Source organism: Pseudomonas sp. OTU5201 (assembly GCF_038440135.1).
GTDB lineage: Bacteria > Pseudomonadota > Gammaproteobacteria > Pseudomonadales > Pseudomonadaceae > Metapseudomonas > Metapseudomonas resinovorans.
The window spans coordinates 15,065-35,603 of sequence record NZ_JASATC010000034.1 but is presented as its reverse complement, the minus strand read 5'-3'; the positions used below and the strand labels follow the sequence as shown (position 1 = coordinate 35,603).

At 64.6% G+C, this 20,539-nt stretch carries 17 protein-coding genes; 10 read left to right on the top strand and 7 right to left on the bottom strand.

What is annotated here, in order from left to right:
• Positions 1-11: 11 nt before the first annotated feature.
• On the bottom strand, positions 12-857 hold the full coding sequence (locus tag AAHM40_RS19885; RefSeq protein ID WP_342246177.1) for a PA5502 family lipoprotein: 846 nt from the start codon (positions 855-857) through the stop codon (positions 12-14).
• Between the two features lie 200 nt (positions 858-1,057).
• Here AAHM40_RS19885 and AAHM40_RS19880 point away from each other — a divergent pair, with 200 nt between their 5' ends.
• On the top strand, positions 1,058-2,686 hold the full coding sequence (locus AAHM40_RS19880; protein ID WP_342246176.1) for a GMC family oxidoreductase: 1,629 nt from the start codon (positions 1,058-1,060) through the stop codon (positions 2,684-2,686).
• On the opposite strand, the gene znuB is transcribed toward AAHM40_RS19880, so the two are convergent.
• The 3 genes from znuB to AAHM40_RS19865 are packed head-to-tail and all read right to left on the bottom strand — an operon-like array spanning position 2,658 to position 4,733.
• The gene (gene znuB, locus AAHM40_RS19875; RefSeq protein WP_342246175.1) at positions 2,658-3,443 is read right to left on the bottom strand and encodes a zinc ABC transporter permease subunit ZnuB; all 786 of its coding nucleotides are present in this window, start codon (positions 3,441-3,443) and stop codon (positions 2,658-2,660) included. The two genes, AAHM40_RS19880 and znuB, sit on opposite strands and share 29 nt — an antisense overlap.
• Positions 3,436-4,236: a zinc ABC transporter ATP-binding protein ZnuC gene (gene znuC / locus AAHM40_RS19870; protein WP_342246174.1), complete on the bottom strand. Its 801-nt coding sequence runs from the start codon at positions 4,234-4,236 to the stop codon at positions 3,436-3,438. The genes znuB and znuC overlap by 8 nt, the downstream gene beginning before the upstream one ends.
• On the bottom strand, positions 4,233-4,733 hold the full coding sequence (locus AAHM40_RS19865; RefSeq protein WP_342246173.1) for a Fur family transcriptional regulator: 501 nt from the start codon (positions 4,731-4,733) through the stop codon (positions 4,233-4,235). The genes znuC and AAHM40_RS19865 overlap by 4 nt, the downstream gene beginning before the upstream one ends.
• 64 nt (positions 4,734-4,797) lie before the next feature.
• Here AAHM40_RS19865 and AAHM40_RS19860 point away from each other — a divergent pair, with 64 nt between their 5' ends.
• The 3 genes from AAHM40_RS19860 to AAHM40_RS19850 all read left to right on the top strand — a co-directional run bounded on the left by AAHM40_RS19860 (position 4,798) and on the right by AAHM40_RS19850 (position 9,833).
• Positions 4,798-5,715 (top strand): zinc ABC transporter substrate-binding protein, encoded by a 918-nt coding sequence (locus AAHM40_RS19860; protein WP_342246172.1) that lies wholly within the window; start codon positions 4,798-4,800, stop codon positions 5,713-5,715.
• A gap of 151 nt (positions 5,716-5,866) precedes the next feature.
• Positions 5,867-9,130, top strand: coding sequence for an LAGLIDADG family homing endonuclease (locus AAHM40_RS19855; RefSeq protein WP_342246171.1), 3,264 nt, complete (start codon positions 5,867-5,869; stop codon positions 9,128-9,130).
• A gap of 16 nt (positions 9,131-9,146) precedes the next feature.
• On the top strand, positions 9,147-9,833 hold the full coding sequence (locus AAHM40_RS19850) for a TSCPD domain-containing protein (protein WP_342246170.1): 687 nt from the start codon (positions 9,147-9,149) through the stop codon (positions 9,831-9,833).
• A 971-nt stretch (positions 9,834-10,804) separates the two neighbouring features.
• Here the strand turns inward: AAHM40_RS19850 and AAHM40_RS19845 are convergent.
• Both AAHM40_RS19845 and AAHM40_RS19840 read right to left on the bottom strand, forming a co-directional pair.
• Positions 10,805-11,755 carry a homoserine kinase gene (locus AAHM40_RS19845; protein ID WP_342246169.1) on the bottom strand — a complete coding sequence of 317 codons (951 nt, stop codon included), beginning with the start codon at positions 11,753-11,755 and terminating at the stop codon, positions 10,805-10,807.
• 31 nt (positions 11,756-11,786) lie between these two features.
• Positions 11,787-12,068 carry a DUF2782 domain-containing protein gene (locus AAHM40_RS19840; RefSeq protein WP_342246168.1) on the bottom strand — a complete coding sequence of 94 codons (282 nt, stop codon included), beginning with the start codon at positions 12,066-12,068 and terminating at the stop codon, positions 11,787-11,789.
• A 74-nt stretch (positions 12,069-12,142) separates the two neighbouring features.
• On the opposite strand from AAHM40_RS19840, the gene polA reads away from it, so the two are divergent.
• Positions 12,143-14,890 (top strand): DNA polymerase I, encoded by a 2,748-nt coding sequence (gene polA / locus AAHM40_RS19835; protein ID WP_342246167.1) that lies wholly within the window; start codon positions 12,143-12,145, stop codon positions 14,888-14,890.
• A gap of 278 nt (positions 14,891-15,168) precedes the next feature.
• On the opposite strand, the gene yihA is transcribed toward polA, so the two are convergent.
• Entirely contained in the window at positions 15,169-15,810 is a 642-nt protein-coding gene (gene yihA, locus AAHM40_RS19830; RefSeq protein ID WP_342246166.1) for a ribosome biogenesis GTP-binding protein YihA/YsxC, read from the bottom strand.
• Positions 15,811-15,985: 175 nt separating this feature from the next.
• Here yihA and AAHM40_RS19825 point away from each other — a divergent pair, with 175 nt between their 5' ends.
• From AAHM40_RS19825 to AAHM40_RS19805, 5 genes are all read left to right on the top strand, one after another.
• Positions 15,986-16,276 carry a c-type cytochrome gene (locus AAHM40_RS19825; protein WP_028627087.1) on the top strand — a complete coding sequence of 97 codons (291 nt, stop codon included), beginning with the start codon at positions 15,986-15,988 and terminating at the stop codon, positions 16,274-16,276.
• Positions 16,277-16,327: 51 nt separating this feature from the next.
• Positions 16,328-16,933 (top strand): c-type cytochrome, encoded by a 606-nt coding sequence (locus AAHM40_RS19820; protein ID WP_342246165.1) that lies wholly within the window; start codon positions 16,328-16,330, stop codon positions 16,931-16,933.
• 142 nt (positions 16,934-17,075) lie between these two features.
• Positions 17,076-17,708, top strand: a complete 633-nt coding sequence (locus AAHM40_RS19815; protein WP_342246164.1) for a thiol:disulfide interchange protein DsbA/DsbL — start codon at positions 17,076-17,078, stop codon at positions 17,706-17,708.
• A gap of 16 nt (positions 17,709-17,724) precedes the next feature.
• Entirely contained in the window at positions 17,725-18,603 is an 879-nt protein-coding gene (locus tag AAHM40_RS19810) for an endonuclease/exonuclease/phosphatase family protein (RefSeq protein WP_342246163.1), read from the top strand.
• Positions 18,600-20,528 (top strand): diguanylate cyclase, encoded by a 1,929-nt coding sequence (locus AAHM40_RS19805; RefSeq protein ID WP_342246162.1) that lies wholly within the window; start codon positions 18,600-18,602, stop codon positions 20,526-20,528. Before AAHM40_RS19810 ends, AAHM40_RS19805 begins: the two co-directional genes overlap by 4 nt.
• Positions 20,529-20,539 lie beyond the last annotated feature (11 nt).

The following is a 20,539-nucleotide window of genomic DNA, read 5'->3' as shown; positions in this document are numbered from 1 at the left end:
GCGAGAAGCGTTCAGTGACGCGGGCTGAGTACCAGGCGCGGCACCTGGTCGGGCTTCAGGGCCTGGCTGTATTGAGTCTTGAAGTTGGGGTCGAGCTTTTTCACCCGTGCCGACAGCAGGGCGGCGACCCAGGGGTAGTCCTTGGCTTCGCGCACCTGGATCTGCACGGCGCAGTCGTGGGCAACGATGTCAGTGGCCACGCTGTCCAGCAGGCGGCGCAGGTTTTCGTTGTCATCGCGATCCAGCATTGGCATTTCCACCAGCGGCGACAGGGCGCGCAGCGGCTTGGTGGTCTGGACGATGGGGTTGTCGCCCTGGGGCGCATTGGGCAGGGTGGTTTGAGCCTGGATAGCCGCGGCCTGGCGCTCGGCCGCTTCGCGCAGTTGGCGGGCCTGCTCCAGGCGAGCCGCATTTTCCTTGGCGGTTGCGGCCTCGGCGGCGTGGCGGGCTTCCTCGGCACGGTTTTCGGCCGCTTCACGGGCCTTGTCGAGGGCGCCGCCCAGGCCGGTGGCCAAGGCGGGGGCCTGGGGCAGGAGGCTGCGGGCATGGCTGAGCGCCTTGGCGGCAGTGTCCAGGTCGCCTTGCTGCAGCGCGGTCTGGCCGCGCTTCAGCCAGGCATCGGCAAGCTGACGCTGGTATTGCTCGAGGCGAGTATCGCCAGCGGCGGCGCTTTCGAGGCCCTTGAGGCGGCCTTCGGCCTCGGTGAGCTTGCCTTCGGACAGGTCCTGGTCAAGTTGGCGGAAGCTGCTAACCAGTTCGTCCGTTGGTACGTCGGCCACTTGCTGGGCGGTCTGGCAGGCAGCCAGCAGCAGGGAAAAGGCGACAACGGGCAGGCAACGAGTGGCGAACAGCTTCATTCCGGCGGGTCTCTGATTGCTCAAAAAACGCGCGATTCTACACGGTGGCACTGCTCAGGACAAAAAGTAGGGGCAAATCGGCCGCGAGGATGGCATTTCTGGAGGCATCTGATCGGTCTTGCGGACCTTTCTCGGCTCCTGTCCGGCCTGGAGTTGCTGCAAGATGGCTGGCCATAACGACAGGAACGGCGAGGAGTGCCATGTACCCAGTCCACCAGGAATTCGACTACCTCATCGTCGGCGCCGGCCCGGCCGGTTGCCTGTTGGCCAATCGGCTCTCGGCCGATCCGAGCGTGCGCGTATTGCTGCTGGAGGCTGGCGGTCGCGACAGCTATCCCTGGATTCATATCCCGGTCGGCTACCTTTATTGCATCGGCAACCCGCGCACCGACTGGTGCTTTCGCACTGAAGCCGAACCCGGCCTGCATGGCCGCAGCCTGGGCTACCCGCGTGGACGGGTGCTGGGCGGCAGTTCCTCGATCAACGGGATGATCTACATGCGCGGCCAGGCCGCCGACTACGACCGCTGGGCCGAGCTGGGCAATCCGGGCTGGAGCTGGGACGACGTGCTGCCATTGTTCCGCAAGAGCGAGAACCACTTCGCCGGCGCCAGTGAGTTCCACAACGACACCGGCGAATGGCGAGTGGAGCGCCAGCGGCTGTCGTGGGAAATCCTCGATGCGTTCCGCCAGGCCGCCGGTGAATGCGGCATCGCCCCGGTGGAAGACTTCAACACCGGTGACAACCAGGGCTGTGGCTATTTCCAGGTCAACCAGCGCAGCGGCGTGCGTTGGAACGCATCCAAGGCGTTCCTGCGACCGGTCCTGCAGCGACCGAACCTGACGGTTTGGGCGGGCGTCGAGGTGCATCGCCTGTTGCTGGAGCAAGGCCGCGCGGTGGGTGTGTCAGGACGCTGGGAGGGTCTGCAGCAGGAGTTTCGCGCGAGGCGAGAGGTGATCCTCTGTGCCGGCGCGGTCGGCTCGCCCGTGCTGCTGCAACGTTCAGGGATCGGCCCCAGGCCATTGCTGGAGCGCCTCGGTGTCGGCGTGCGACATGAACTGGCCGGAGTGGGTGGCAACCTGCAGGACCACTTGCAGCTTCGGCTGATCTTCAAGGTGTCCGGCGTGCCAACCCTGAACCAGATGGCGGGCAGCCTGTGGGGCAAGCTCGGCATGGGGCTGCGTTATCTGGCCAGCCGCAGCGGGCCGCTGGCCATGGCGCCGAGCCAGTTGGGTGCTTTCGTTCGCTCAGGTCCGGAGCAGACGCGCGCGAACCTCGAGTACCACGTGCAGCCGTTGTCCCTGGAGCGCTTCGGTGAGCCGCTGCACCCCTTCCCGGCTTTCACCGCTTCGGTGTGTAACCTGCGTCCACAGAGTCGGGGTCGGGTGGATATCCGTTCCGTCGATCACAGGGCACCGCCGCTGATCCAGCCCAACTACCTGAGTCACGTCGAGGATCTGCGTGTGGCGGCCGACGCCATCCGCCTGACCCGGCGCATTGCAGCCGCGCCGGCCCTGGCGCGCTATCGGCCGGAAGAGTACCTGCCAGGTTCGGCGCTGCAGAGCGAAAAGGATCTGCATGAGGCGGCGGGCCAGATCGGCACCACTATCTTCCACCCGGTGGGCACCTGCCGCATGGGCCAGGGGCAGGAGGCCGTGGTGGACGCCGAACTGAAGGTGCACGGGGTGCCGGGATTGCGCATCGCCGATGCCTCGGTGATGCCGGAGATCGTCTCCGGCAACACCTGCTCACCGACGTTGATGATCGCGGAGAAGGCCGCGTCCCTGGTGCTTGCCGACCTCAGGCGCGCCGCGGCAGGGCAAAGCTGAAGAGGAACAGGCTGGCGGCGGAAACCACGATGGACGGGCCGGCCGGGGTGTCCTTGAACCAGGACAGCGCGAGGCCGACGCACACGGCCACCAGGCCCAGCAGGCTGGCACCCAGGGCCATCTGTTCAGGGCTGCGGGCGTGGCGTTGGGCCGCCGCTGCCGGAATGATCAGCAATGAGGTGATCAGCAGCACGCCGACGATCTTCATGGCGACGGCGATGACGATGGCGATCAGCAGCATCAGGGCCAGGCGGATCGCCGCCACCGGCAGGCCCTCGACCCGCGCGAGCTCCTCATGCACGGTGATCGCCAGCAACGGCCTCCACATGGGGATCAGCACCAGCAGCACCAGGGCACTGCCGCCGAGGATCCAGTAGAGGTCGGTGCGGCTCACTGCCAGCAAGTCGCCGAACAGGTAGGCCATCAGGTCGATGCGCACCTCACTCATGAAGCTCAGCACCACCAGGCCGAGTGACAGTGTGCTGTGAGCGAGGATTCCCAGCAGCGTGTCCGAGGCCAGCGGCTGGCGTTGTTGCAGGGTCACCAGCAGCACGGCGAGCAGGACGCAGCCGACGGTTACCGCGAGGGTCGGGCTGACGTCCAGCATCAGGCCGAGGGCCACGCCGAGCAGGGCGGCGTGGGACAGGGTGTCGCCGAAATAGGCCATGCGCCGCCAGACCACGAAGGAACCGAGGGGGCCGGCCACCAGGGCCAGCGCGAGGCCGGCGAGCAGGGCGTTGAGTAGAAAGTCAGCCATGGTTGCAGTCGGGGCCGTGCTTGTGGACGGGAGTGAAACGGGTGCCGTTGGGGAAGGGAGTCTTCACCACTTCGCCATGCAGGTCGTGGGCATGATCGTGATGGTGGTGGTAGACGGCCAGGCTCTTGGCGTCCTGGCCGAACAACTCGACGAAGGCCGGATCGAAGCTGACTTGTTCCGGGTGGCCGGAGCAGCAGACGTGGCGGTTCAGGCAGACCACCTGGTCGGTGGTGCTCATCACCAAGTGCAGGTCGTGGGAGACCATCAGCACGCCGCAGCCGTGGCGGTCGCGCAGGCGGGTGATCAGGCGGTAGAGCTCGGCCTGGCCGGCGACGTCGACGCCCTGCACCGGCTCGTCCAGCACCAGCAGTTCAGGCTCGCGCAGCAGGGCGCGGGCCAACAGTACGCGCTGCAGCTCGCCGCCGGAGATGGTTTGCAGCGGGCTGTCGATGACCTGGGTGGCGCCGACTTCGTCCAGGGCCGCGAGCGCCTTCGTGCGGTCCACGCCCGGCACCAGGCGCAGGAAGCGCAGTACGGTCAGAGGCAGCGTCGCGTCCACCTGGAGCTTCTGCGGCATGTAGCCGATGTGCAGGCGCGGTTTGCGCCAGACCTCGCCGCTGTCGGGCTTGAGCAGGCCGAGTACGGTGCGTACCAGGGTGGTCTTGCCAGCCCCGTTGGGGCCGATCAGGGTGACGATCTCCCCTGCCTTCACCGCCAGGTGAACGTCCTGCAGCACCGGCTGGCCGGCGAAGTCGACGCCGACCTTGTCCAGGCGGATCAGCACATCGCTCATGCGGCCACCTGGCAGCTGGCGCAGAGACCGACAACCTCCACGGTCTGGCCTTCGACGACGAAATCGACGGACTTGGCGCTGTCGACGATGGCCTGGCTGATGCTGGATTGCTCCAACTCGATGGCGGTCTGGCAGTTGCGGCAGATGAGGAACTGGCCTTGGTGGGCATCACCCGGATGGTTGCAGCCGACGAAGGCGTTGAGCGAGGCGATGCGGTGTACCAGGCCATTCTCCAGCAAGAAGTCCAGGGCACGGTAAACGGTGGGCGGCGCCGCGCGGCGACCGTCTTCTTCGGCCAGCACGCCAAGGATGTCGTAGGCACCCAGCGGCTTGTGGCTCTGCCAGACCAGTTCCAGCACCCGTTTGCGCAGGGTGGTCAGGCGCAGGCCCTCGCGGCTGCAGATGGCATCGGCTTCGGCCAGGGCACTGGACACGCAATGGGAGTGGTCGTGGGGGCGGCAGGCCAGGGGAGCTTTCACGCTGATCGGCTTGAGCATGGTGGCGGCGACGTTTGGGGAAAGAGACGTTATTCTATAACTCTTTTGCCGCCGAGTCTGTGCCGTGTTCCGTCTATTCGTCTCCCTGTTCCTCAGCGCTTGCGCCCTGTCGGCCCAGGCCGACGTGCGCCTGCTGACCAGCATCAAACCGCTGCAACTGATCGCTGCCGCCGTGCAGGATGGCGCCGGCCAGCCCGACGTGCTATTGCCCCCCGGCGCTTCGCCGCACCAGTACGCCCTGCGCCCATCCGACGTACGTCGGGTGCGCGAGGCGGATCTGTTCTACTGGGTCGGCCCGGACCTGGAAGGCTTCCTGCCTCGAGTGCTGCAGGGGCGCGACAAGCCCAACGTAGTGCTGCAGGCGCTTCCTGGCATGCAACTGCGGCAATTCGAAGCCCTTCACGACGAGCATGAAGAGGAGGGCCACGATGAACATGAGCACGACCATGACCACCGTCCGGGCTCCCTGGACGCCCACCTCTGGTTGCTGCCGGCCAATGCTCGGGTGATCGCCGCGCGCATGGCCGCCGATCTTGCCACTGTTGATCCGGCCAACACCGCCCGCTACCAAGCCAACCTGAAAGCATTCGAAGGCCGCCTCGACCAGCTCGACGCCCGCCTCAAGGCACGCATGGCCAAGGTTTCCAGTAAGCCGTTCTTCGTCTTCCACGAAGCCTTCGATTACTTCGAGGCAGCCTATGGCCTGCGCCATACCGGTGTGTTCAGCGTGGCCGGTGAAGTGCAGCCCGGCGCCCGCCATGTCGCCGCCATGCGTGAGCGCCTGCAGAAAGCCGGTCCGAGCTGCGTGTTCAGCGAACCGCCGGTGCGCCCGCGCCTCGCCGACACCCTGACCGCCGGCCTGCAAGTGCGCTTGGCCGAGCTGGATGCCCTGGGCATGAATGCACCGGTCGCCGCCAATGGTTACGAGACCCTTTTGCAGAGTCTCGGCGATGGTCTCGCCGGCTGCCTGGAAGCGTTGTAACCGCCCCAAGGGCGGGCTTCAGCCCACCTTGCATGGGTGATCGGCAGTGCCTGCTAAGGTGAAAGAGGGGCCGCGGGCCGCATTGATGCGAATCAGCGGCCGGCATTCGTGGTCAGACTAGTCTGGACTCTTCATTGAAGGAGGGCAGCGGATGGCCAGGACGGGAGCGCCCAAGCAGGTCCAGGGCAGCCATGGCATTGCCTTGCAGGCGGCCTCGGAGGATATCTGGGACAGCAAGTATCGCCTCAAGCACAAGGACGGTACGCCGATCGATCTCACCCCGGACGCCACCTGGCAGCGCGTGGCTCGTGCACTGTCCGAGGTGGAGGCCGACACCGCGGCGCGCGAGCATTGGTATGAACGCTTCCTCTGGGCCCTGCGAAACGGCGCCATTCCTGCTGGAAGAATCATCTCCAATGCAGGCGCCCAGGACATCAAGCCGGCCACCTCGACCATCAACTGCACGGTTTCCGGCACCATCCGCGACTCCATGGACGACATCCTCGGCAAGGTCCACGAAGCCGGGTTGACGCTCAAGGCCGGCTGCGGCATCGGCTACGAGTTCAGCACCTTGCGTCCGCATGGCGCGTACGTCTCCGGGGCTGGCGCGCAGACCAGCGGGCCGCTGTCCTTCATGGATATCTACGACAAGATGTGCTTCACCGTGAGCTCCGCCGGCGGCCGCCGCGGCGCGCAGATGGGCACCTTCGATGTCTGCCACCCGGACGTGCGCGAGTTCATTCGCGCCAAGCGCGAGGATGGCCGCCTGCGCCAGTTCAACCTCAGCCTGCTGGTCAGCGACGCTTTCATGCACGCGGTGGAGAACGACACCGAATGGCCACTGCTCTACCCGGTACACCCCAAAGAGCGTGATGAGCTGGACTTCAGCGACTCTGCCCAGATGATCTGGCGCGACTGGCCGGTGCACGACGGTTACATCGTCCGCGAGGACGGCCTGGTGGCCTGCAAGGTCTACGGCCGCGTCCAGGCCCGGCACCTGTGGGACATGATCATGGTCTCCACCTACGACTTCGCGGAGCCAGGCTTCATCCTCATCGACCGGGTCAACGAGCTGAACAACAACTGGTGGTGCGAGGCGATCCGCGCGACCAATCCTTGCGTTACCGCGGATACCTGGGTGCATACCGCGGAGGGACCGCGCCAGGTGCGTGAATTGCTGGGCCAGCCCTTCTGGGCACGGGTCGACGGTGTCGACTACCCGTCCACTGCTCAGGGTTTCTTCCAGACCGGTATTCGACCCGTGTTGGCCCTGCGTACTCGCGAGGGATATCAACTGCGCCTGACCGCCGATCACCGCGTGCGCAGGGTCACCGCAACCACTCGCTGGCGCCTGGAAACCCAGTGGTGCGCCGCCAGCGAGTTGCGACCCGGCGACCAGGTATTGCTTGCTGATCACCGCGCCAACGCCGCATGGCCAGGGGATCTCGGTCAGGAGGAGGGCTACCTTCTGGGGCTGTTGGTGGGCGACGGCACCCTCAAGGCGGACACGGCGATTCTCTCCGCCTGGCCGTTGGCCGCTGCGGAGAACGACTGCGGCATTGACCGTTCCCTGATGGACGAAGCGCTACGCTGTATCCGTCGGCTGGGTCACAGGGCGGACTTTTCCGGGTGGGTGGCTGTAAGCGGGCGTGGCGAGTGGAGGATGAAGTCCGCGGCCCTGCGGGACCTCGCTTATTCCCTGGGCATGAAACCCGGGGACAAGTGCCTCACCCCGAACCTGGAGCGCCTTTCCAGCGACGCTTGCCGTGGCTTCCTGCGAGGCTTTTTCGATGCCGACGGTTCCGTCCAGGGGATACAGGAAAAGGGCGTATCCGTCCGCTTGGCGCAGTCCGATCTGGCGCGCCTGCAGACCGTACAGCGCATCCTGCTTCGCCTGGGCGTCGTCTCTACCCTCTACCGCGAGCGACGGCCAGCCGGAGAGCGTTATTTACCCGATGGTCGCAGCGGTCAGGCGCTCTATCACACCCAGGCTCAGCACGAGTTGGTGATCAGCGGCGAATCCCTGGTGCGCTATGCCGAGTTGATCGGCTTTGCCGACCGGAACAAGGCGCAACGGCTTGAAACCGCCCTCGCCGGCTACCAGCGCGCCCCCAATCGTCAGCGCTTCATCGCCACGGTGGAAGCCTTGGATGAGTGCGCAGAGGAGCCTGTCTTCGACGCAAGTGTTCCCGGCATCAATGCCTTCGATGGCAATGGCCTGCATGCCCACAATTGCGGCGAACAGCCCCTCCCGCCCTATGGATCATGCCTGCTCGGCTCGATCAATCTCACCGCTTTCGTCGAGGAGCCCTTCAGTGAAGACGCCCATTTCGACTGGGAGCGTTTCCGCGCCGTGGTGCGGGTGTTCACCCGGATGCTCGACAACGTGGTGGAGATCAATGGCCTGCCGCTGGAGCAACAGCGCGAAGAGATCCTTGGCAAGCGCCGTCATGGCATGGGCTTCCTCGGCCTGGGCTCTGCCCTGGCGCTGCTCAGGTTGCGCTATGGCAGCACCGAGGCCTGTGTGTTCACCGAAGAGGTTGCGCGGGAGATGGCCCTGGCCGGTTGGCAGGTCGCCCTGGAGCTGGCCCGGGAGAAAGGCCCAGCCCCCATCCTGGCCCGGGACTACGAAGTGACCGCCGCCATGTTGCGCAAACGTCCGGAGATGGTGGATGACGGCTACAAGGTCGGCGACCGGGTGCCCGGCCGCATCCTTCATGCCCGCTATTCCCGCTACATGCAGCGCATTGCCGAACATGCGCCGGAGCTGGTGGCCGAGCTGGCCGAAGTGGGCGCGCGCTTCACCCATCACAGCTCCATCGCGCCCACCGGGACCATCAGCCTGAGCCTGGCGAACAACGCCTCCAACGGCATCGAGCCGAGCTACGCCCACCAGTATTCGCGCAACCTGATCCGCCCCGGACGCAAGACCAAGGAGAAGATCGAGGTGTGCAGCTACGAGCTGCTCGCCTACCGTGCGCTGGTCAACAGCCGGGCGCGGCCGAATGCCGAGCACCCGGCGCAGCGCCTGCCGGACTACTTCGTCAGCGCCGACGACATCAGCCCAGCCGAGCACGTAGAGATGCAGGCGGCGGCGCAGAAGTGGATCGACTCCTCCATTTCCAAGACTGCCAACGTGCCCACGGACTTCCCCTTCGAAGAGTTCAAGGACATCTACCTTCAGGCCTGGCGCCAGGGCCTCAAGGGCTGCACCACATTCCGCTTCAATCCAGCCGCCTTCCAGGGCGTGCTGGTGAAGGATGCGGACCTGGAAAGGACCGTCTACCGCTTCGAGCTGGAGGACGGCACCCAAGTGGAGCTGCGCGGTAACGAGGAAGTGGAGTACGACGGTGAAGTGCATACCGCCGCCAATCTCTTCGAAGCTTTGAAGGAAGGCTATTACGGCAAGTACTGAACGGTCGGAGGCCGCCATGACCATCAAGATCGAAAAGAAGATCAAGGGCTTCAGCCTGGTGGACCTGGACCAGGAAAAGGCCCGCAAAGCCGCCGAGGAAGCGGCTGCCGTGGTGCAGATGGACGAGACCCTGCAGCGCCCGGAGACCTTGGTCGGTGCCACCTACAAGATCAAGTCGCCGCTGTTCGAGCACGCGCTCTACGTGACCATCAATGACATCGTGCTCAACCTGGGCACCGCCTTTGAGCAGCGCCGGCCCTTCGAGATTTTCATCAACTCCAAGGGCATGGAGCACTTCCAGTGGATAGTCGCTCTCACCCGCATCATGTCGGCGGTGTTCCGCAAGGGCGGCGATTGCACGTTTCTGGTGGAAGAACTGAAGGCCGTGTTCGATCCGCGTGGCGGCTACCTCAAGCGTGGAGGCGTCTACATGCCGTCGCTGGTGGCCGAGATCGGTGCCGTGCTGGAGCGCCACCTGGTGGCCATCGGCCTGATGGAAGGCCAGAAGCTGGACGAGGAGCACAAGCTCTACCTGGCCGAAAAGCGCGCCGCCTACGAAGCCAGCCTGGGCACCTCCACCGCCGAGCCCGGTGAGGGTTTCCCGCCGGGCGCCCAGCTCTGCGGCAAATGCAGCACACAGGCTGTGGTGCAGATGGATGGTTGCGCCACCTGTCTCAACTGTGGGCATTCCAAGTGTGGGTGAGCCGGAAAAGGCAACGCTTGCGATGCCCCGGCGAATGACCGGCCATGGATGGCCGGGCCGGGGTTGAACTTGGGCAGAGGAGTAACGACAGGGATGTCTGCCACCGATTTGGTCTTTGCGAGGGCAGAGCATGCGTTTTGAAGGGCGTCAGACCGAAACGAACCTCGTGGGGGCGAATTCATTGGCTATGTCTGCATTAAGTGTTGCTAGAACGTCCTGAGCCAGGCTGCTTGCCGAGTTCTGCGGATGTTTCTGGTTTCGCCTTCCCAGGCGAGTCCCTTTCTCAAACGCCAGAAAGGAACCAAAGGGCTTGCCCCTGCATCCGGCCCCGGCTTCGCCGGGGTTCCCTCCCTCCATCGTTGTTACTCGCTTCGCTCGCCCTTCGGGCCGCACTGAAGTGCGTTCGCTGCAAGCAGCGTCCGGGGGCACGGCGCGAGGGGCCATCCTTGGCCCCACACGCCACTCGCGGCATCCATGCCGCTCGTCCCCCTGACTCGCTACGCTCGCCCTGCGGGCCAGCCTTCGGCTGTTACTTCGCTTCGCTCCGTTTCACAACGATTCCGCTCAGCCTCCTGAAGGGGCGCAGTCTCTGCCCCACCTCGTCTGCCTGGTATCAGGCCCGTGTGGGCTTCAGGATGACTCATGCCTCGTCGGCGCGAGTCACCCCTTGCCCTCTGGGGTGAAGAGGCACGCTTTCGGAAGCAATGCTTCCGGTGGCGATGAACGCCTGAGCGCGAAGCGATCAGGCCGGGGCGCAGGGCGGGGGCGGGGGTGAGGGTTGTATCCGGCTGGCGCGGAAGCCTAGAGGGCCCGCGCTAGAAGGCTTCACTCAACGTTTCAACAGCTAACGGAGACATAGCCAATTCATTCGCCAAGCAGGCCGAAGGCCTGCCCTGCAGGTTTGAAGGGGGCAGCTGCGCTGCCCTTGGCGAATGAATTCGCCCCTACAGAAAAGCGCGCCCGACCTGGGCTTAGAGGGCAAACGGCAACGCCACCTCGACCTTCTGCCGCTGCGCCAGCCGCATCTGGAACACATTGGGATCGTGGATCAGCACGTCCTGCCCGGCGAAGGTGTTGGCGGCGATCAGGCGGGACAGCCAGAAGCGCACGCAGGCGATGCGCAGTGCGGTCGGCCAGAGTTCGGCTTCGGCGGCGGTGAACGGCCGCAGTGCGGCATAGGCGCCGAGCAGGGCGCGGGCGCGGGGGGCGTCGAGGCGACCGTCGGCGTCCGAGCACCAATCGTTCAGGCAGATGGCAAGGTCATAGAGCATGGGGCCGGCGCATGCGTTGTAGAAGTCGATAACCCCGGACAGGTGGGTGCCGTCGAACAGCGCGTTGTCCTTGAACAGGTCGGCGTGCAGGTTGGCGCGTGGCAGGGCGAGGAAGCGCTGCTTCACCTCGGCGATTTCCTTCAGCGCATCGCGCAGCAGCGGCAGCGCGTGCCCGTCCAGTTGCAAGGCCAGCGACGGGCCTTCATTGAGCATCCAGTCCAGTCCGCGATCGCTCTTGCGCTCCAGCACCCGCTCGCGGGTGGCCAGGTGCAGGCGCGCCAACAGGCTGCCGACTTCCGCGCAGTGATGGGCATTGGGCTGGTGTACATGCTTGCCCGGCAGGCGCGGTTGCAGCAACGCCGGCTTGCCTGCCAGCTCACGCAGGGCTTCACCGCTTTTGGTACGTAGGGCGAAGGGCACCGGCAGGTTCGCGTCGTGAAGCACGTCGAGCAGTTCGATGAAGAAGGGCAGGTCGTGGCTCGGCCCTCGCTCAACCAGCGTGAGCACGTATTCACCCTGTTCCAGGCTGACGAAGAAGTTGCTGTTCTCGGAGCCTTCGGCAATACCCTGGAAATCCTTCAGCCGGCCCAGCCCGTAAGGGGCGAGGAAAGCTTCCAGTTCCGGACGTTCGAGCGGGGTGAATACGGACATTGGACTACCTTGTTACGGGGTTGCGTGTGCGCTACCAGCTGAAGATTTCCCACGCAGGGATAAGCATGTCGGGGTTGTCCGAGCGGACGAAGTTGCTTTCGCCGTCGGCACGAACCAGGAAGTACGGCTTGCCGCCCTTCGGGGTCACCTTGATGGCGTAGAGGAAACCGTTGACGCGGTATTCCTGAATGGTCTTGTCGCCTTCCTGGCGGATGGTGACGTCCGGTTCCCCGGATGGCTCGTCGGCGGCGAACGAGGCGACTGGAGCGACGGCCAGCAGGCCGGCCAGCAAAAGGCGGTTCAGTGCGCGCATGGTAACCTTGTCCCTTCTCGTCAATGATCGGTCCATTCTACTTCGGGTCCGGTGAATAAAGGTTGATTTCACGCATGAGCCAAGCCCCCCTCGTCCTGGTGGACGGATCCTCCTATCTGTACCGCGCCTTCCATGCCCTGCCGCCGCTGACCACCTCCGCCGGCTTGCCCACGGGTGCGATCAAAGGTGTGCTGAACATGCTCAAGAGCCTGCGTCGGCAGTATCCGGACAGCCCCTTCGCGGTGGTCTTCGACGCCAAGGGCGGCACCTTCCGCGATGCGATGTTCGCCGAGTACAAGGCCAATCGTCCCTCGATGCCGGACGAGCTGCGGGTGCAGGTTGAGCCGCTGCACGCCAGCGTCCGTGCCCTCGGCCTGCCGCTGCTCTGTGTGGAAGGCGTGGAAGCCGACGACGTGATCGGCACCCTGGCCCGGCAGAGCGCCGCGGGCGGCCGCCCGGTGGTGATCTCCACCGGTGACAAGGACATGGCGCAACTGGTCGACGGGCACATTACGCTGGTCAACACCATGACCGGTAGCGCGCTGGACGTGGATGGCGTGAAGGAGAAATTCGGTGTCGGTCCTGAACTCATCATCGACTACCTGGCGCTGATGGGCGACAAGGTCGACAACATCCCGGGCGTGCCCGGCGTCGGCGAGAAGACCGCCCTCGGCCTGCTCACCGGTGTGGGTGGGGGGCTCGACGTGCTCTATGCCAGCTTGGACAAGGTGCCCGCCTTGCCGATCCGAGGCGCCAAGGGCCTGCCGGCCAAGCTCGAAGAGCACAAGGACATGGCCTACCTGTCCTACAAACTGGCCACCATCAAGTGTGACGTGGAGCTGAACGTCGAAATCGACTCCCTGCACCCCGGCGAGCCGGACCGCGAATCCCTGGCCGAGCTTTACCGCATCCTGGAATTCAAGACTTGGCTGGATGATCTGCAACGCCAGGCCAAGTCCAGTGGCGAGCAGCTCGCGCTGGAAGAAGCGCCGGTGGCCGAGGCCGAAAAGCGCTACGAGATCGTGCTGGAGCAAGCGCAGTTCGACGCCTGGATGAAGAAGCTTGAAGCCGCGCAGCTCTTTGCTTTCGACACCGAGACCACCAGCATCGACGCCCAGCAGGCGCAGGTAGTGGGTGTGTCCTTCGCCGTCGAGGCTGGGGAAGCCGCCTATGTTCCGCTCGCCCACAGCTACATGGGCGTGCCGGCGCAGCTGGACCGCGACGCCGTGCTCAAGGCCCTCAAGCCGCTGCTGGAGGACCCCGCCAAGGCCAAGGTTGGCCAGCACGCCAAGTACGACATGAACGTCCTGGCCAATGCCTCGACGCCCATCACCATGCAGGGCATTGCCTTCGATACCATGCTCGAGTCGTACGTGCTGGACGCTACGGCCACCCGCCACGATATGGACAGCCTGGCCCTCAAGTACCTGGGCCACAGCACCATCCGTTTCGAGGACATTGCGGGCAAGGGCGCCAAACAGCTGACCTTCGACCAGATCGCCCTCGAGCAGGCTGGTCCTTATGCGGCCGAGGATGCGGACGTCACCCTGCGCCTGCACCAGGCCCTCTGGCAGAAGCTGGAAGCCATCCCGTCCCTGGCCAAGGTGCTGAAGGAGATCGAGATGCCGCTGGTGCCGGTGCTCGCGCGCATCGAGCGCAATGGCGCCTATGTCGACGGCAAGCTGCTGGGCCAGCAGAGCCTGGAGCTGGGCGAGAAGATGGTGGCGCTGGAGCGCCAGGCCTATGACCTGGCCGGGCAGGAATTCAACCTCGGTTCGCCCAAGCAGCTCGGTGCCATTCTCTACGAGAAACTGGGTCTGCCGGTGCTGGCCAAGACCGCGACCGGGCAACCGTCCACCGCCGAGAACGTGCTTGCGGACCTCGCCGAGCAGGATTACGAGCTGCCCAAGGTGATCATGCAGTACCGCTCCCTGAGCAAGCTCAAGAGCACCTACACCGACAAGCTGCCGGAGCAGATCAACCCGCGCACGGGGCGCATCCACACGTCCTACCATCAGGCGGTAGCGGCCACAGGGCGGTTGTCGTCGACCGATCCGAACCTGCAGAACATCCCGATCCGCACCGCCGAGGGGCGTCGCATCCGCCAGGCCTTTGTTGCGCCCAAGGGCTACAAGCTGTTGGCGGCGGACTACTCGCAGATCGAGCTGCGCATCATGGCTCACCTGGCCAAGGATGAAGGCCTGCTGGATGCTTTCCGCCACGACCGCGACGTGCACCGCGCCACCGCCTCCGAGGTCTTCGGCGTGCCGCTGGACGAAGTCAGCAACAACCAGCGTCGCAGTGCCAAGGCGATCAACTTCGGCCTGATCTACGGCATGAGCGCCTTCGGCCTGGCCAAGCAGATCGGCGTCGACCGCAAAGAGGCCCAGGCTTACATCGATCGCTATTTCGCCCGCTACCCCGGCGTGCTGGCCTATATGGAACGCACCCGTGAGCAGGCCGCGCAGCAGGGCTTCGTCGAGACCCTGTTCGGGCGTCGCCTGTATCTGCCGGAAATCCACTCGAAGAACCAGGCCATGCGCAAGGGTGCCGAGCGCACTGCGATCAACGCACCGATGCAAGGCACCGCGGCGGACATCATGAAACGCGCCATGGTCGCTGTGGACGACTGGCTGCAGGAAAGCGGTCTGGATGCCCGCGTCATCCTCCAGGTTCACGACGAATTGGTGCTGGAAGTGCGGGAGGACCTGGTGGCGCAGGTGAGCGAACGGATTCGTCCGCTGATGAGTGGTGCCGCCGAACTGGACGTGCCGCTGGTCGTGGAAGTGGGCGTGGGTGACAACTGGGACGAGGCGCATTGAGTGCGCCCTCGGAGCGAGCGCCTGTTTCAGGAATGAAACAGACGCTTAGTTCTTGATCGAATAAACGGGTTTATTTTCATAGCAAACTGTTTTGATAATCAGTCTGAACTTTCTGCGAGGCGGGGGAGTCACACAACTGAACGGCTGGTGAAGCCCTTCGATGCTCCTTTTGCTGTGTTTAGTGTTGGCAGATATCTGAACCCCGCCCTAGCGGTTCAGACTTAAACCCCGAACTTCCCCCTCCCCATACGAAGTCCGGGGTTTTTTTTGCCTGCGATTCAGACTTCGGCCTCGCCTTCTTCCAGGTCCAGCTGCAGCCAGTGCGCGAGCACGGCATGGGCTTCTTCGATGCCTTGGCGCTTGGGTGCCGAGAACAGTTGGATGGACACACCTTCGCCCCAACCCTTGCGGATTTCCTGGCGCACCTTGAGCAGTGCGTTCTTCGCCGCACCGAAGGCCAGCTTGTCGGCTTTGGTCAAGAGGATATGCATCGGCATGTTGCCGGCGCTGGACCAGTCCAGCATGAGGCGGTCGAAGTCCGTCAGCGGGTGGCGGATGTCCATCAGCAGGATCAGGCCGGCGAGGCTTTCGCGGCTGCTCAGATAGGCCTCCAGATGATGCTGCCAGTGCTGCTTGAGGGGAATCGGCACCTTCGCATAACCGTAGCCTGGCAGGTCCACCAGGCGACGGTCTTCATCCAGGGAGAAGAAGTTCAGCAGCTGGGTTCGTCCCGGCGTTTTCGAGGTGCGCGCCAGGCTGGCGTGGGTCAGGGTGTTCAGCGCACTTGACTTGCCGGCGTTGGAACGGCCGGCAAAAGCCACTTCCAGGCCGCTATCCGGAGGGCACTGGTCGACCTTGGCGGCACTGATGAGAAAGCGGGCCTGTTGGCACAGACCGAGTATGGGGTTCTTCAATGACATGGGGAATCCAAGGGGTGCGACGCGGTGTCGCAGAGGGCGGTTTCGTTTCCGTTTATGCATCGCCAGTATATAATGCCGCGGATTTAGTGTGCGCTTTATCCCCCAGGGTCTGGTGTCCACGGCAGCGACCGACGCACGACAGAATGCGCGGCAATGCCCTCCGATGAGGTTGATCATGAAGAAAATACTGCTCGTCGCTAGCCTTGCGGCGCTGTCCTTCGCCGCGCAAGCAGCTCAGGATCCGGAAGCGGTTTTCAACCGGGCCTGCGCTGCCTGTCATAGTGGTCAGCTGCCGATGGCGCCGAAGAAAGGCGACAAGGCTGCCTGGGAACCGCGCATGGCCAAGGGCATGGACACTCTGGTGCAGAGCGTCACCAATGGTTTGAACGCCATGCCGCCGAAAGGTCTGTGCATGGATTGCAGTGCCGAGGACTACAAGGCCGTCATCCAGTGGATGAGCCAATAAAGTAGCCCGGCGCATAACACCTTTACCCTTTAGCCGTAGTTGGATTAGCTGATGAACAAAGTAATCGTGAGTCTGCTGTTGACCCTTGGCATCACCGGCATGGCCCACGCCGCTGGTGACGCCAAGGCTGGCCAGGCCAAAGCCGCTGTTTGCGGTGCCTGCCATGGCCCGGATGGCAACAGTGCCGCCCCGAACTTCCCGAAACTGGCTGGCCAGGGCGAGCGCTACCTGCTCAAGCAGATGAAGGACATCAAGGCCGGTAACCGCACCGTGCTGGAAATGACCGGTCTGCTGAACAACCTCAGCGATCAGGACCTGGCTGACATCGCCGCCTACTTCGCCAGCCAGAAAGGCAGCGTTGGCGCCGCCGATCCAAAAGTGGTCGCTCGTGGCGAAGCGCTGTTCCGTGGCGGCAAGCTCGATCAGGGCATGCCGGCCTGCACCGGCTGCCACGCTCCTGATGGCTCCGGCAACGCGGCCGCCGGCTTCCCGCATCTGGGTGGTCAGCATGCCCAGTACGTGGCCAAGCAGTTGACCGATTTCCGCGAAGGCAACCGCACCAACGATGGCGACAGCATGATCATGCGCGGCATCGCGGCCAAGCTGAGCAACAAGGACATCGAAGCGGTGTCCAGCTACATCCAGGGCCTACACTAAGGGTCGATGTCTGGAACCGGAAGGAGGGTGGCTTAGGCCACCCTTTTTCGTTCCCAGGCCCGTTACAATGGCCGGAACCCGCCGCATTGCCGCAGGTCGAATCATGGCCCCTGCGGCCCCATTACCCCTCAAGGAGTGAAGCATGCGTAACCTGATACTTTCCGCCGTTCTTGCCGGTGCCAGCCTGCTGGGCATGAGCGCCGTCCAGGCTGACGACATCGAGGCCGGCAAGCAGTATGTCGAGCTGAGCAGCCCGGTCCCGGTATCCGTTCCCGGCAAGATCGAAGTGGTGGAGCTGTTCTGGTACGGCTGCCCGCACTGCTACCAGTTCGAACCGACGCTCAACCCCTGGGCCGAGAAGCTGCCGGAAGACGTCAACTTCGTTCGTATTCCTGCCATGTTCGGCGGCCTGTGGAACGTCCACGGCCAGTTGTTCATCACCCTCGAAAGCATGAAGGTTGAACATCAGGTGCACAAAGCCGTGTTCGAAGCCATCCACAAGGAAGGCAAGAAGCTCGCTACCCCGGATGAAATGGCGGAGTTCCTTGCCGCTCAAGGTGTGGACAAGGACGCCTTCCTCAAGGCTTACAACTCCTTTGGCGTGAAGAGCCAGATGGAAAAAGCCAAGAAGCTGGCCATGGCCTACCAGATCACTGGCGTGCCGACCCTGGTGGTCAACGGCAAGTACCGTTTCGACATCAGCTCCTCGGGTGGTCCGGAGCAGACCCTCAAGGTCGCCGAGCACCTGATCGAGAAGGAGCGCGCCGCGAAATAAGCGGCGCATTCGCCCGATGCTCAGACGCTGGGTGGGTGAAAGGGCGGCAAGCTCGTGCGATGCACGGGTGAACCCCCATTGCGACAAAGGCAAGCTGCCTGCTGATGGCCGCTTGCGTTTGCTCAGTTTCAACATCCAGGTCGGTATCAGCACCGAGCGATACCATCACTACCTGACCCGTGGCTGGCAGCACCTGCTGCCGCACAACGGGCGCGCTGGGAACCTCCAGCGCATCGGCGCCCTGCTCGGCGACTACGACCTGGTCGCTCTGCAGGAGGCTGACGGAGGCAGCATCCGCTCCGGTTACATCAACCAGGTCGAGCACCTCGCCCAGCTTGGTGACTTCCCCTACTGGTACCAGCAGCTCAACCGCAATCTCGGGCGCATCGCCCAGCACAGCAATGGCCTGCTCAGTCGCCTGCAACCCAACCTGCTGGAAGACCACCCGCTGCCGGGGCCGCCCGGCCGTGGCGCGATCCTGATGCGCTTCGGCAAGGGGCGCGATGCGCTCGCCGTGGTGATGATGCACCTGTCCCTCGGCGCCCGAACCCGCACCCGCCAACTGGCCTACATCCGCGAGCTGGTGAGCGGCTACCGCCACCTGGTGCTGATGGGTGACATGAACACCCACGCCAACGACCTGCTGGAGTTCTCGCCCCTACGTGATCTCGGCCTCCTGGCCCCCCAGGTCGAAGCGACCTTCCCCAGCTGGCGCCCGCAACGCTGCCTCGACCACATCCTGCTCAGCCCCAGCCTGACCCTGGAGCGAGTGGCAGTACTCAGCCAGTCGATCTCCGACCACCTGCCGGTGGCGGTGGACATACGCTTGCCCGACGAACTGCGGGCCGATCTGCCCCTTACCCTCAGCGAACCCAAGCGCGGAATCCCTGCATGAGCGACGACGCCCAGCGCTGGAAAGCCAAATACCTGGAAAACCTCGAACAGCAGGAGAAGATCGAGAAGCGCTGGGACGCCCGCCTCGACTTGCTGCGTCGCGGCCTGGTACGCAGTTCCCTGGCGGCCGAGGGTTCCGACAAGGCGGTCGACCTGTGCATGCAGGAGCTGCGCGAAATTATCCGTAGCGAGCAGATGGACGCCGGCCTCTCGGCCCTGATCCCGCGACTGGAAAAGGCCGTGTTGGACTCCGAGCAGCGCCGTCAGCAGCGAATCGAACAGAACGTCAGCGCCCTCACCGGCATTGCCGACCGCATGCTTGCACTCGACTTGCCGCGGGAGGTGCGCAAGAGCCTCAAGCAGTTCGCGAAAAGGATCGACGAACGCGCGCGCCAATCGCGCGAAATGCCGGCACTGCTGGCTGAGCTGGGCGTACTCCAGGGCCAGGCCCTGCAGGCGTTGTCCAGCGACGACGCGACGGTGGTCAAGCCGGGGCTGCTGCAGCGCCTGTTCGGCAGCGGTCGGGACGAGATGCCGACGGAGGCCGCGCCGGTGCCAGCCACGCCGTCCGTGGTACCCCGCGAAGCCGAACTTACAGCCGCGCGCGATGACACCCCACCGGTGCCCGTCGACGAGACACCGCCCGCCGCCGAGCCGGCTCCCCCGCCGCAGGCGCATGCTCCTGTCGAAGCCCTACAGCCGCGGGTGACCCCGGCTGCTCCTGTACGGAGCAGCGCACTGGACAGCCTGCCATTGGCCGCCGCCATCCTCACCGGCGAAGGCGACCCCGACTATGCCTTGCCCGCCCCGCCGGAGCCGGGATACAGCGCCATTGCCCCTCATGTAGCCGACAGCCTGCGCTCACTGCTCGATGAGCTGGACCTGCCCGAGCATCACCAACCCCAGGCCGTGGCGCTGCGCCAGCGCCTGGAAGGCGGTCTCAACTGGTACGAGCTGGTACCGGTGCTGGACGACCTCGGCGTGCTGGTGCTGGCCGTAACCGACAGTGGTCATCGTGAGTTCGCCGGCTACCTCAAGCAACTCAATCAGCGCCTGGTGCTGTTCCTCGAACACCTCAGCGCGGCCCAGGAAGGCTATGCCGAGTCGCTGGGCAATGCCCGCGCGCTGGACGACCAGCTGCGCGAGCAGGTCAGCGGCCTGCAGGCCAGCGTGCAGGACGCCACCGACCTCGACCACCTGAAACAGAGCCTGGAGCAGCGCCTGGACGGTCTGCTCGACACCATGCACCGCTACCAGCAACAGCGCACGGCCCGCGAGCACGAAGTGGGTGAACGTCTGCAGGTGCTGATGACGCGGGTGGCGACCATGGAAGAAGAGGCCAAGACCTTCCACGACAACCTCGAAGTTCAGCGCCTGAGGGCCTTGCAAGACCCCCTCACCGGCCTGCCCAACCGTGCGGCCTGGAACGAGCGACTGGAAATCGAACTGGCCCGGCAGCAGCGCTATGGTGGTGACCTGCTGCTGGCGGTGATCGACATCGATCACTTCAAACGGATCAATGACGGCTTCGGCCACCTGGCCGGCGACAAGGTGTTGAAGATCATTGCCGGCGAACTCAGCCGACGCCTGCGCAAGACCGACTTCATCGCCCGCTTCGGCGGTGAAGAGTTCGTCCTGCTGTTGCCCTCGACGCCCATGGAAGGTGGCCAGCAATTGCTCGACAACCTGCGCCTGGCCATCGAGGTCTGTCCCTTCCACTTCAAGGGCGAGCGGGTGTCCATCACCCTTTCCGCCGGTCTCACTGCATTGTTCGCGGGTGAGCCCAGCGACGCCGCATTCCAGCGCGCCGACCAGGCGCTCTACCGCGCCAAGCGTCAGGGTCGCAACCGCATCGAACTGGCGCTCGCGCAGCCGTCAGCCGGTCACAACGAACCCGATCCGCAAGGGCTGCCGGAACCAGGCTGAACGGGTTCGGG

Bases quoted from the DNA above. Each gene is read 5' to 3' on its own strand.
- AAHM40_RS19885 (WP_342246177.1), bottom strand. From the start codon at position 857: ATGAAGCTGTTCGCCACTCGTTGCCTGCCCGTTGTCGCCTTTTCCCTG.
- AAHM40_RS19820 (WP_342246165.1), top strand. From the start codon at position 16,328: ATGAACAAAGTAATCGTGAGTCTGCTGTTGACCCTTGGCATCACCGGC.
- AAHM40_RS19805 (WP_342246162.1), top strand. From the start codon at position 18,600: ATGAGCGACGACGCCCAGCGCTGGAAAGCCAAATACCTGGAAAACCTC.
- AAHM40_RS19855 (WP_342246171.1), top strand. From the start codon at position 5,867: ATGGCCAGGACGGGAGCGCCCAAGCAGGTCCAGGGCAGCCATGGCATT.
- AAHM40_RS19840 (WP_342246168.1), bottom strand. From the start codon at position 12,068: ATGCGCGCACTGAACCGCCTTTTGCTGGCCGGCCTGCTGGCCGTCGCT.
- AAHM40_RS19810 (WP_342246163.1), top strand. From the start codon at position 17,725: ATGCTCAGACGCTGGGTGGGTGAAAGGGCGGCAAGCTCGTGCGATGCA.
- znuB (WP_342246175.1), bottom strand. From the start codon at position 3,443: ATGGCTGACTTTCTACTCAACGCCCTGCTCGCCGGCCTCGCGCTGGCC.
- AAHM40_RS19845 (WP_342246169.1), bottom strand. From the start codon at position 11,755: ATGTCCGTATTCACCCCGCTCGAACGTCCGGAACTGGAAGCTTTCCTC.
- AAHM40_RS19815 (WP_342246164.1), top strand. From the start codon at position 17,076: ATGCGTAACCTGATACTTTCCGCCGTTCTTGCCGGTGCCAGCCTGCTG.
- polA (WP_342246167.1), top strand. From the start codon at position 12,143: ATGAGCCAAGCCCCCCTCGTCCTGGTGGACGGATCCTCCTATCTGTAC.
- yihA (WP_342246166.1), bottom strand. From the start codon at position 15,810: ATGTCATTGAAGAACCCCATACTCGGTCTGTGCCAACAGGCCCGCTTT.
- AAHM40_RS19825 (WP_028627087.1), top strand. From the start codon at position 15,986: ATGAAGAAAATACTGCTCGTCGCTAGCCTTGCGGCGCTGTCCTTCGCC.
- znuC (WP_342246174.1), bottom strand. From the start codon at position 4,236: ATGAGCGATGTGCTGATCCGCCTGGACAAGGTCGGCGTCGACTTCGCC.
- AAHM40_RS19850 (WP_342246170.1), top strand. From the start codon at position 9,147: ATGACCATCAAGATCGAAAAGAAGATCAAGGGCTTCAGCCTGGTGGAC.
- AAHM40_RS19865 (WP_342246173.1), bottom strand. From the start codon at position 4,733: ATGCTCAAGCCGATCAGCGTGAAAGCTCCCCTGGCCTGCCGCCCCCAC.
- AAHM40_RS19880 (WP_342246176.1), top strand. From the start codon at position 1,058: ATGTACCCAGTCCACCAGGAATTCGACTACCTCATCGTCGGCGCCGGC.